Genomic DNA, 10,810 nt, shown 5'->3' with positions numbered 1-10,810 from the left:
AATCTCTGTTATAAATAGTAAAACTATCTTTGTTAAAAAAAATTAAAATTACATCGTAATTTTAAAAAAAAGGCTTTTTTTAATATCACAGCCTTATCAAGTTTGCATTACTTTTTTCGCTTATGTGTTACTTCGTTTATGTATTACATTAAATCCAATGAATAACCAAATGAGACCTTTGCATAAATATGGATGATTAGCAAAATTCAATTTTTGCCCACTTGGTGATTTTCTTAAACCTTGTCCTAGCAGGGCTAAGGCTGGGTTTAAAAAATTACCAAGTGGGTGAAACGAGGATTCTTGATGATTATTCATATTTATGCAAAGGTCTCTAAATACTTGCTTTAGATTTAAGGCGCTATTCACACCCCCCTAAGTCATCTTGTGTTTTATTCTGCCCACTCACACTTTGGTATTCAGGATCAGTGATAATGTCATTTGTTGGAACAACATTGGCAATATTGGGGTTAGAAATTGTCTGACCTTCAAAATACGCCCCCGCCTCTTCTATTTCTCCAGTACCTTCTTCACTTATCTTGGTATCTTCAATAATATGCTCTTGAACATCTTTCACTTGCTCTCCAAGTCCTCCTGAATCTATTTCCTCACCTGAATCTTGGAATTCCAACTCAGGTATAAATTTTTTCTTGCTTACTGTGGCATATAGATAATCATTAGGCAGGGAAGCCTCTGCTGGATTGGGCAATCCAGTTGAAAGTGATTCTTCATAGGGGGTCGCATAATGGCTTTCATCTAAAAATATATCTTTGGGTTCTGCATAATGTCCTTCAATAGACAATTCATCTATAGGTCTTGCTAGATCATAATCTCCTTCTACCATATTATCAGCTCTTGATGGAAAATTAGTAGGGAGGTCGTAAAGATCGTAATTAGTGCGCTCAATTGGAGAGGCGAGAGAATATATGGAATCAATAGAACTCCCTGACGCTCCATCATTGACAATCGCTTCATCATTGGCAATGGATTGAATATCTCCTCCTAACTCATTCATCTCAGAATTTGCACTTAATTTCGCTATTTTGACTCTATAAATGTAATAACCAGCAGCAGTAGCAAGACCTGTAAGACTTGTAAACCCTATTGCAACGATAGAAGTAACCCATACAGCTGATGATATACCTGCAGAGTCTTCGACAAGGGTGCACGCTCCTAAAAAACCACTAGAGGAGTCTCCAGTAATACGCCCACTATATCCAGTTTTACAGACACATGATGTCGCACTCTTGTAGGAAGAATTTGGAATAATACTTTGGTCTCTTGCACGGCATTCAGTAGTTGAGTCGCCTAATACATTAAAACTACTGAAAAGCAACAAACTTAAGGCACTTAACTTTATTGTTTTCATGGTCATCCTTAATGACAAACCATAACAATGTAATCTTTACCAAATTATATGGCTTTATGTTTATTAATTCAACGCCCTTTGAAAAAAGGGTAAATCCAATAGTATATTTATGAAGTAAACTGATTTTACATCAATTAATGTTTGAATGTCTATCGATTTTAAAATATAAATTAAAATACAGCAAACCTAGATGGCGCAATGGTTTCAATCAAAAAAAATATTTCAATCAACGGTGAATATACGAAAATAACCGCACTCTTTGTTACAAGCAAACACTAGAGACCTTTGTGCAAACAATACCATTTAAGACCCCTGCATAACATCCTAAAGCCAACCATCAAAACCCTCAATTTTTGACTTTTCAAAGTCAAAAAACATATAAAACCCAACTTTCATTAAAAAAATCATCAATATCAACTATAAATCGCTCATTTTTTACTCTATTTAAGTTAATGTTTCCACAAAGAAGACACAATAATCCCTAAGTTGTATTTAATCCCTTGTTAATATAAACATTCGCCGCTCTAACTAGATTATAAGCAATAGCTTTAAGATTAACTTCGCTGGCAACTTTCTCTAAACCAATATAACGACTTCTTGCCAAACCATAAGTGCGTTTGAGCGTACCAAAGGTGCGTTCAACCACAAACCTTCTTTTGCTGATTGCTTTATTGCGTAATTTATGCCAATGACTCATTTGTTTACCAGTTCAACCGCCGTTTATGTTGGAAAAAATACTGCTGTATCAGAAATAATATGAGACCTTTGCATAAATATGGATGATTAGCAAAATTCAATTTTTACCCACTTGGTAATTTTCTTAAACCTTGTCCTAGCAGGGCTAAGGCTGGGTTTAAAAAATTACCAAGTGGGTGAAGCGAGGATTTTTGATGATTATTCATATTTATGCAAAGGTCTCTACATAAAAAAGAAGAAAATATTATGTGTGAAATAATTTTTTCAATCCAGACCTCTGTATAATTTCCTATTTTTATACACGCTGATTTGCCCGATTGCTAGCGTTGTTACCACGGTAACTAAAACAAGCTAAAGTAGGTTTTCCTTTGAAACCCCGCTTTACAGGGGTTTTTTATATTTTTTAGGAGAATAAAAATGATTTTCACCTCTGAGTCCGTTTCTGCCGGACATCCCGATAAAGTTTGCGACCAAGTTTCTGATGCCATATTAGATGCGATTTTAACGCAAGATAAAAATGCTCGTGTGGCTTGTGAAACTTTGGTTAAAGACAATGATGTGGTGTTGGCAGGTGAAATTACCACCACTGCTTCTGTCGATTACGACAGAATTGTGCGAGATACTATTAACAGCATTGGTTACACCAAAGAAGAATATGGTTTTACAGGTAACACTTGCAAAATCACCAATTTACTGGGTGAACAATCACCAGAAATTGCCATGGGAGTTGATGAATTTGACGACCATGAACAAGGTGCGGGCGACCAAGGCTTGATGTTTGGCTATGCTTGCAATGAAACTGAAATTTTGATGCCAGCACCGATTACTTACGCACATCACTTGGTTAAAAAACAAGCGGATTTAATGTTGAGTGGCAAATTAGCGTGGTTACGCCCTGATGCCAAAGCGCAAGTTTCTTGCGTTTACAAGGAAGGCAAAGTGGTTGGCATTGATGCGGTGGTTTTGTCCACTCAGCATGATGGCGACATTACCCAAGCAGACCTTAAAGAAGCGATTATGGAAGAAATTATTAAAGCCATTCTACCTGCCAAATGGTTAAGCGACAAAACCCAATACCACATTAACCCAACGGGTGCTTTCGTTATCGGTGGCCCTGTGGGAGATGCGGGTTTAACGGGGCGTAAAATTATTGTTGATACTTACGGTGGTATGGCACGACATGGGGGCGGTGCTTTTTCAGGCAAAGACCCTTCAAAAGTGGACAGAAGTGCAGCGTATGCCACACGCTATGTGGCAAAAAATATTGTGGCTGCTGGTATGGCAGATAAATGCGAAATTCAAGTGTCTTATGCAATTGGCGTGGCACAGCCGACTTCAATCAGCATTGAAACTTTTGGCACGGAAAAAATGCCTGTGGCAGAGATTGAAGAATTTGTTAATGCAGATTTTGATTTGCGCCCCAAAGGTTTGATCACTATGCTGGATTTAAAGCGCCCTATTTATCAACAAACTGCTGCTTATGGGCATTTTGGTCGCACAGAAACTAACATTAGTTGGGAAAAAATCAAGTAAAATATTTGACAATATGCCAAGGGGCGTTGCATTGGAAAAAATTTTCAATCAGGCTTGGCAAATCAAAACGGCGCTCATCTTTTTTTAAATTTGTAAGTTTTTTTTGTGGTTATTACGATTGAAGAGAAGGTAGAGACAGGTGCTTTTTTATTTGCAAGAGACGCCTTCTTTTTCAACATCCTTAAATCGTAACGGACTCACACCAAACAACTTACCCATTAGGAGTATAAAATGAGCAACAACACACTAAATAAGGGCGATTACAAAGTCGCTGACATGACGCTGGCTGATTACGGTCGTAAAGAAATAGAACTTGCAGAAGCGGAAATGCCTGCACTGATGGCACTACGAACAAAATATCAAAGCACACAACCTCTAAAAGATGCCAAAATTCTCGGTTGCATTCACATGACTATTCAAACCGCTGTTTTAATGGAAACATTGGTTGATTTAGGTGCGCAAGTTCGCTGGTCAAGTTGTAATATTTTTTCAACACAAGACCATGCGGCAGCAGCAATGGTGGCAGCTGATATTCCAACTTTTGCCTGGAAAGGGGAAACAGAGGAAGAATTTTTATGGTGTATTGAGCAAACCATTTTGGATAACGACAAACCTTGGGCAGCCAATATGGTGCTTGATGATGGCGGTGATTTAACGCAAATGTTGCATGAAAAATACCCAGAAATGCTACAAAACATTCATGGTATTAGCGAAGAAACCACAACAGGCGTTCATCGTTTATTAGAAATGATGCAAGAAGGCTCACTTAAAGTCCCTGCTATTAATGTCAACGACTCCATTACCAAATCAAAAAATGACAACAAATACGGTTGTCGCCACTCGTTAAACGATGCCATTAAACGAGGCACCGATATGCTAATGTCAGGCAAAAAAGCACTGGTCATTGGCTATGGTGATGTTGGCAAAGGGTCTGCACAATCTCTACGACAAGAAGGGATGATTGTTAAAATCAGCGAAATTGACCCGATTTGTGCCATGCAAGCGTGTATGGATGGTTTTGAAATTGTGTCCCCTTATATTGACGGCATTAACACCAATTCAATTGACGGTATCAATATAGGCTTATTAGGCACCACTGATTTAATTGTTACTACCACAGGCAATATTAATGTGTGTGACAATGCTATGCTACAAACCCTTAAATCAGGTGCCGTGGTTTGTAATATTGGGCATTTTGACAATGAAATTGACACTCAATATATGCGTGACAATTGGCGTTGGGATGAGGTTAAGCCCCAAGTTCACCGTATCTTTAGAACAAACAACAAAAATGATTACCTGATTTTATTATCCGAAGGTCGCTTGGTAAATTTGGGTAATGCCACAGGACACCCAAGCCGTATTATGGATGGCTCATTTGCCAACCAAGTTTTAGCGCAAATGCATTTGTTTGATGCAAAATTTGCCGACAAAGGTGGTGATATTTATGTTGAAGTGTTGCCTAAAAAACTTGATGAAGAAGTGGCTCTAGGTATGGTTGGCGGTTTTGGTGGTGTGCTTACGACCATGACAAGTGCTCAGGCTGATTACATCAATGTCCCTAAAGAGGGGCCATTTAAACCTGAAAGTTATAAGTATTAAAGGCTTTTACTTTGCATTTTCAAGTAAAACTTAACAGGGTGTTTATTTTATGCTTGAAAATGGCATAAAGTGAGACCTTTGCATAAATATGAATAATCGTCAAGAATCCATATTTATGCAAAGGTCTCAAGGTAAAATTTACTTTATTTTTATTGTCTTAATATGTCATTACAAGATTTAGATGCAACAACTTCATTTCAGAACTTAATTCTAAAATTACAATCATTTTGGGCGTCAAAAGGTTGTACCTTACTACAACCTTTTGATATGGAAATGGGGGCAGGGACTTTTCACCCTGCCACTTTTTTAAGGGCAATTGGGCCCGAACCTTGGAAGGCGGCTTATGTGCAACCCTCTCGTCGCCCGACTGATGGGCGTTACGGGGAAAATCCAAACCGTTTGCAACATTATTATCAATTTCAAGTATTACTTAAGCCGTCGCCTAAAAATATTCAAGATTTGTATTTGGAATCTTTAACGGAAATTGGCATTGACTTAACGAAGCATGATGTGCGTTTTGTTGAAGATAACTGGGAATCACCCACGCTTGGTGCTTGGGGATTGGGTTGGGAAATTTGGCTGAATGGCATGGAAGTTTCTCAATTCACTTATTTTCAACAAATTGGCGGATTGCCGTGTAAGCCTGTTTCGGGTGAGTTGACTTACGGGCTTGAGCGTTTGGCGATGTATTTACAGGGTGTGGACAGTGTATATGATTTGGTGTGGGTTGATGGCGTGAGTTATGGCGATGTATTTCATCAAAACGAAGTAGAGCAGTCTAAGTATAATTTTGAAATTGCTGATACCGAAGTTTTGTTTAAACAATTTGACGAAGCTGAGGCGATGAATGAAAGGTTAATCGATGAAGCACTACCCTACCCCGCTTACGAGCAAGTAATGAAGGCATCGCACTTGTTTAATTTGCTTGATGCACGACATGCAATTAGCGTTACTGATAGAGCGCGTTTTATCCGTCGAGTGCGTTCAATGAGTCAAAAAGTGGCTAAGGCATATTATGATTCTCGACAAGCGCTGGGTTTTCCCATGGTCAAGAAAGACTAAGGTGAAAATTTTCTCCAAACTTTATCAGACAACATTAGATTGGGCACAAAGTAAGTATGCCATTTACTGGCTTGCACTGATAAGTTTTGTAGAATCTTTCATTTTGCCCTATCCACCACCTGATGCCCTGCTTGCGCCTATGGTATTAAGAAAACCCAATAGTGCTTATCGTTTTGCCTTGATTTGCACAGTTTTATCCGTGCTGGGCGGTGTGGTTGGTTATTTCTTGGGTGCATTATTGATAGACACTATCCAGCCACTCTTGGTTAAACTGCATTATGTGGATAAGCTTGATGCTATCAAACAATGGTTTGAAGAATATGGTATTTGGATTGTTGCCATTGCAGGTTTTTCCCCGATGCCGTACAAAATATTTACAATTGGTGCAGGTATTTCCAATATGGTGCTCTTACCGTTTATACTAATTTCATTTTTAGCACGAGGTGCACGATTTTTCTTAGTGGCATTTCTTATTAAAAAATTTGGCAACACTTGTGATGTTTGGCTAAAAAAATACATTGACCGTTTGGGTTATCTTTTGATTGTTATTATTGCACTAGGAGTTTGGTATGTTAAATAAATTAATTATTATTACGGTTATTTCTATGGCGCTATCTGGTTGCTTTACTAGCAAAACTAGCAAGCCAGTGGTGGTGATTGACAGGTCAACTGCTCAAGAAGGTGTTAATGCCATTACACATTCTTCTGATGAGGATAATGCAAAAAAAACCATGGCAAAAAACCATGAACCCATTCCTGTTGCTGGCGAAATCATTAAATTCTTCTCTAAAGAACATCAGGGCTTAACCTTTAACACCTATTTTAATCAACCAGTGCGTGCTATTCGTGATGGCGTTGTAACCTATAGTGATAAAATGAAAGATCGTGGAAAAATGATTACTATCAAACATCCATTAGGTTTTTACAGTTCTTATGCACACAATCAAACGCTAAAAGTAGCAAATGGCGATGAAGTAAAAAAAGGACAAATTATTGCACTGGCTGGAAAAGATTATTTTTATCTTGAAATGAAAAAATTTGGCACACTTATTAACCCACTTAATTATCTAAAATAATATGGAATTTTTACAACACTTAAAACCTTATGAAATTGCTGGTATTTTATTCGCCATAGCCTTTATTGCACACTTTGCCTTAAAATTATCACTTAAGAAATTAACCCTTCACGCCAGTAAAACCAAAAATCAATTAGACGATTATTTAATTAAATCCATTTCTGCACCGCTCAAAGTTTTGGTTTGGTTTGGCTGGATTTATTTTTCCATTAATATATTTAAAGAAGACATTACATCGCTAAAAAAAGTGGTTGGTTACATTGATATTACACCAATCTTTATCATTACCTGGGGGGTATTACGGGCAATATCCAACACTGAGGCTTATCTGCTTTCACGCAATGCTAACATCAACAAAGACTCAATAAGAATGATTTCCCGCTTGGTTAAATTACTGCTTATTGTTTCTATTGCACTTGGTATTGCACAACACTTTGGTTTTTCCATTTCCAGTTTACTTACTTTTGGTGGCGTGGGTGGCGTGGTTATGGGTTTTGCCGCTAAAGATATGCTGTCAAATGTTTTCGGCGGTCTGTTGTTGCAAATGGACAGACCTTTTTCAGTCGGAGATTGGATTCGCTCTAAAGAATTTGAAGGTACGGTCGAAAAAATCGGCTGGCGTATGACGCGCATTCGTACTTTTAGCAAAAACCCTGTTTATATTCCTAATTCAATTTTTGCATCAATTCCAATTGAAACGCCATCGCGTATGACCAATCGCCGTATCAATGAAGTGATTGGCATTCGCTATGATGACATTGCACAAATGCCTATTATTGTCACAGAAGTAGAAACAATGCTAAAAGCCCACAAAGAAATTGACCAATCTCAACCATTGCGTGTGTTTTTCAATTATTTTAACGCTTCATCGCTGGATTTTAATATTTATGCCTTTACCAAAACTGTCAATAAAAATGAATACCAGCAGATTAAGCAAAAAATATTACTTAGCGTTGCAGATATTATTGCTGAACATGGGGCAGAAATCGCTTACCCAACACAAACACTACATATTCAAAAGTAATGCCCTCATCTAAATTATATATTCGCACTTTCGGCTGTCAAATGAATGAATACGACAGTCAAAAAATGATTGATGTGTTAAAACACTCACACGGCTTAGTGTTAACCAATGATGCACTTGAAGCCGATGTGTTGCTACTCAATACCTGCTCTATTCGAGAAAAAGCACAAGAAAAACTGTTTCACCAACTTGGTCGATGGCGCAAATTTAAAGAAAAAAATCCCAATTTAATTATCGGTGTAGGCGGCTGTGTCGCTTCACAAGAAGGGGAACTCATTCTTAAGCGCGCGCCTTTCGTTGATATTATCTTTGGCCCACAAACCTTACATAGATTACCAAATATGCTGAGTAATGCCCTTAACAAACAAACCAGCATTGATATTTCATTTCCAGAAATTGAAAAATTTGACCATCTGCCTGAACCAAAAACCAACGGCGTAAGCGCCTTTGTTTCTATCATGGAAGGATGCTCTAAATACTGCACCTTTTGCGTCGTGCCTTACACTCGAGGCGAAGAAGTGTCCCGCCCTTTTAACGATGTCATTAATGAGGTGCAAATATTGGCCAATCAAGGGGTAAGAGAAGTGAACTTATTAGGGCAAAATGTCAATGCTTATCAAGGAAAAATGGAGGATGATGAAATGGCTGATTTGGCACTGTTAATTAACATTGTGGCTCAAATTGACGGCATTGATAGGATTCGCTACACCACTTCACATCCTGTTGAGTTCAGCGACAGTCTTATTCAGGCTTATGCCGAAGTGCCTGAGTTGGTTTCACATTTACACTTGCCTATTCAAAGTGGCTCCGATAAAATTTTAACTTTAATGAAGCGCGGGCATACCGCACTTGAATACAAATCAAAGATTAGGAAATTACGCAAAATTCGCCCTGATATTTCCATCTCTTCAGATTTCATTATTGGTTTTCCCGGAGAAACCGATGAAGATTTTAACAACACAATGGCACTGATTAACGACATTACATTTGACAAATCATTCAGTTTTATTTACTCTGCCCGTCCTGGTACGCCCGCAGCCAGTTATCCCGATGATGTTGATATGACGGTTAAAAAAGAGCGTCTTGCACTGGTGCAAAAAACCATTGACGAATCTACAGAAACCATTTCTAAAGCAATGATTGGCAGTGTGCAAAAAGTTCTAGTGGAAAATAAAGCAAAAAAAGACAACAACTTGTTTGGACGCACTGAAAATATGCGTAATATGCATTTTAAAGGTGATGCATCTTTAATTGGTCAAATTGTTGATGTTAAAATCACTGATGCACGAGGCAATTCGCTTATCGGAGAGTTAGTTCTCTAATTGCTTGCTAAATGGGAGTGAAATTTCCCAAGTTTCATTGCCTTTTTTAACAAAGAGATGTGTTATCCAACTTTGTTTTGACAATGAACATATTGCTAAAAAAGCACTACCTGAAAAACTATTCTCAGTTTGCCTGTATAAGCGATATTGTGGCGTAGTCGTGTCAATTTCAATAGCCTCAAAAGAGACACTTGATTCATTAAGCTTATCACCTTGTTCCTCAATATAAACAGTTAGTTTTCCAGTGCTGGGAATGCCTCTTGGTAAAATGTTAATTTTAATAGAACTGTGTTTATCAAGTCTAACTTGACAACTGGTTTTGTCTATTTGACAATCATCAACTTGAAGATAGTAATTGATATTCTGAGTATTCCAATTAAACGCCAAATAGCCTAATAAAATAATAAATGCAAATAAGACAAATGCAATAACAATAACAGGTTTGTAGTTCAAAGGGAATCCATGATAAGCTTAATATCCTGCATCATCTCATTCGGCTTGTGCGGTGATGGGAAGCCAGCAAAAATTTCACCCTTAGGACTGATTAAATAAATCCAAGCGGTATGGTTAATAACATACCCCTCCTCAAGCGCGCCCTCAGGTAATTTATCACCCGCTTTCAAAGTGATTGACTTGCCTTTTTTATCGTATATAACTCGCTCATAATAAGCGCCAAAAGATTTAATAAGTTGGTCAATTTGCGCTTGGTCGCCAGACACGCCAATAAAATCTTTATCAAAATGGGTAATGTATTCCTTCAAAACCTCGGGCGTATCTCTGAGTGGGTCAAAAGTGATTGCCACAACGGCGGGCGTATTCATGGTTTTATCATCTGTTATCAGTCTTTTTAACTGTGCCATATCAAGCAGTTCAGTTGGGCAAACATCAGGGCAATGCGTATAGATAAATAACAACAACGACCAGCCTTGTTTTAAACGCTCATTGTCAAACAATTGGCGATTATGATCCAACAAGGAGAATTTAGGTAGTGGCTTATTAGGGTTGTCTAAAATGTAAGAAGCCTTTAGTTGCTTACCTAATAAATGACGATAATTTTTATCAGAATTATAAAAATAAAGTGCAATAGCAACTAATACAACAGCGGCAGTAATTGATATTTTTTTCAATG

Annotated in this window: 12 protein-coding genes and 1 riboswitch; of the genes, 7 read left to right on the top strand and 5 right to left on the bottom strand. The window is 37.9% G+C overall.

Annotation, left to right across the window (positions count from 1 at the left end):
* Positions 1-120: 120 nt before the first annotated feature.
* From MS2017_RS11120 to MS2017_RS03055, 3 genes are all read right to left on the bottom strand, one after another.
* Positions 121-315 carry a hypothetical protein gene (locus MS2017_RS11120; protein ID WP_164707589.1) on the bottom strand — a complete coding sequence of 65 codons (195 nt, stop codon included), beginning with the start codon at positions 313-315 and terminating at the stop codon, positions 121-123.
* A gap of 43 nt (positions 316-358) precedes the next feature.
* Positions 359-1,366: a hypothetical protein gene (locus MS2017_RS03060; RefSeq protein ID WP_122951225.1), complete on the bottom strand. Its 1,008-nt coding sequence runs from the start codon at positions 1,364-1,366 to the stop codon at positions 359-361.
* A gap of 481 nt (positions 1,367-1,847) precedes the next feature.
* A complete protein-coding gene (locus MS2017_RS03055) occupies positions 1,848-2,063 on the bottom strand; it encodes a transposase (protein ID WP_122951224.1) in 216 nt (71 codons plus the stop codon).
* Between the two features lie 416 nt (positions 2,064-2,479).
* Between MS2017_RS03055 and metK the strand changes: the two genes are divergently transcribed.
* From metK to miaB, 7 genes are all read left to right on the top strand, one after another.
* On the top strand, positions 2,480-3,595 hold the full coding sequence (gene metK / locus MS2017_RS03050) for a methionine adenosyltransferase (RefSeq protein ID WP_122951223.1): 1,116 nt from the start codon (positions 2,480-2,482) through the stop codon (positions 3,593-3,595).
* Positions 3,596-3,607: 12 nt separating this feature from the next.
* Positions 3,608-3,678: riboswitch (S-adenosyl-L-homocysteine riboswitch) on the top strand.
* A 148-nt stretch (positions 3,679-3,826) separates the two neighbouring features.
* Positions 3,827-5,197 (top strand): adenosylhomocysteinase, encoded by a 1,371-nt coding sequence (ahcY, locus tag MS2017_RS03045; protein WP_122951222.1) that lies wholly within the window; start codon positions 3,827-3,829, stop codon positions 5,195-5,197.
* Between the two features lie 162 nt (positions 5,198-5,359).
* Positions 5,360-6,259, top strand: coding sequence for a glycine--tRNA ligase subunit alpha (gene glyQ / locus MS2017_RS03040; protein ID WP_122951221.1), 900 nt, complete (start codon positions 5,360-5,362; stop codon positions 6,257-6,259).
* A complete protein-coding gene (locus MS2017_RS03035) occupies positions 6,213-6,839 on the top strand; it encodes a YqaA family protein (RefSeq protein ID WP_122951220.1) in 627 nt (208 codons plus the stop codon). Before glyQ ends, MS2017_RS03035 begins: the two co-directional genes overlap by 47 nt.
* Positions 6,829-7,335 (top strand): murein hydrolase activator EnvC family protein, encoded by a 507-nt coding sequence (locus MS2017_RS03030; protein ID WP_071563373.1) that lies wholly within the window; start codon positions 6,829-6,831, stop codon positions 7,333-7,335. Before MS2017_RS03035 ends, MS2017_RS03030 begins: the two co-directional genes overlap by 11 nt.
* Position 7,336: 1 nt before the next feature.
* The gene (locus MS2017_RS03025; RefSeq protein ID WP_122951219.1) at positions 7,337-8,359 is read left to right on the top strand and encodes a mechanosensitive ion channel family protein; all 1,023 of its coding nucleotides are present in this window, start codon (positions 7,337-7,339) and stop codon (positions 8,357-8,359) included.
* Complete coding sequence (gene miaB / locus MS2017_RS03020) at positions 8,359-9,681, top strand: tRNA (N6-isopentenyl adenosine(37)-C2)-methylthiotransferase MiaB (RefSeq protein ID WP_122951218.1); 1,323 nt, start codon at positions 8,359-8,361, stop codon at positions 9,679-9,681. The genes MS2017_RS03025 and miaB overlap by 1 nt, the downstream gene beginning before the upstream one ends.
* On the opposite strand, the gene MS2017_RS03015 is transcribed toward miaB, so the two are convergent.
* Both MS2017_RS03015 and MS2017_RS03010 read right to left on the bottom strand, forming a co-directional pair.
* Entirely contained in the window at positions 9,670-10,134 is a 465-nt protein-coding gene (locus MS2017_RS03015; protein ID WP_071563376.1) for a hypothetical protein, read from the bottom strand. The two genes, miaB and MS2017_RS03015, sit on opposite strands and share 12 nt — an antisense overlap.
* Positions 10,131-10,808 carry an SCO family protein gene (locus tag MS2017_RS03010; protein WP_071563377.1) on the bottom strand — a complete coding sequence of 226 codons (678 nt, stop codon included), beginning with the start codon at positions 10,806-10,808 and terminating at the stop codon, positions 10,131-10,133. The genes MS2017_RS03015 and MS2017_RS03010 overlap by 4 nt, the downstream gene beginning before the upstream one ends.
* Positions 10,809-10,810: the final 2 nt, after the last annotated feature.

The sequence above is a fragment of the Bathymodiolus thermophilus thioautotrophic gill symbiont genome (genome assembly GCF_003711265.1).
In the GTDB taxonomy this organism is placed as follows: domain Bacteria; phylum Pseudomonadota; class Gammaproteobacteria; order PS1; family Pseudothioglobaceae; genus Thiodubiliella.
The sequence above is the reverse complement of the archived record's forward strand: the minus strand, read 5'-3'. Positions and strand labels throughout refer to the sequence as shown.

Excerpts from the sequence above, each read along its gene's own strand:
- MS2017_RS11120 (WP_164707589.1), bottom strand. The coding sequence starts at position 315 with ATGAATAATCATCAAGAATCCTCGTTTCACCCACTTGGTAATTTTTTA.
- MS2017_RS03060 (WP_122951225.1), bottom strand. The coding sequence starts at position 1,366 with ATGAAAACAATAAAGTTAAGTGCCTTAAGTTTGTTGCTTTTCAGTAGT.
- MS2017_RS03055 (WP_122951224.1), bottom strand. The coding sequence starts at position 2,063 with ATGAGTCATTGGCATAAATTACGCAATAAAGCAATCAGCAAAAGAAGG.
- metK (WP_122951223.1), top strand. The coding sequence starts at position 2,480 with ATGATTTTCACCTCTGAGTCCGTTTCTGCCGGACATCCCGATAAAGTT.
- ahcY (WP_122951222.1), top strand. The coding sequence starts at position 3,827 with ATGAGCAACAACACACTAAATAAGGGCGATTACAAAGTCGCTGACATG.
- glyQ (WP_122951221.1), top strand. The coding sequence starts at position 5,360 with ATGTCATTACAAGATTTAGATGCAACAACTTCATTTCAGAACTTAATT.
- MS2017_RS03035 (WP_122951220.1), top strand. The coding sequence starts at position 6,213 with ATGATTCTCGACAAGCGCTGGGTTTTCCCATGGTCAAGAAAGACTAAG.
- MS2017_RS03030 (WP_071563373.1), top strand. The coding sequence starts at position 6,829 with ATGTTAAATAAATTAATTATTATTACGGTTATTTCTATGGCGCTATCT.
- MS2017_RS03025 (WP_122951219.1), top strand. The coding sequence starts at position 7,337 with ATGGAATTTTTACAACACTTAAAACCTTATGAAATTGCTGGTATTTTA.
- miaB (WP_122951218.1), top strand. The coding sequence starts at position 8,359 with ATGCCCTCATCTAAATTATATATTCGCACTTTCGGCTGTCAAATGAAT.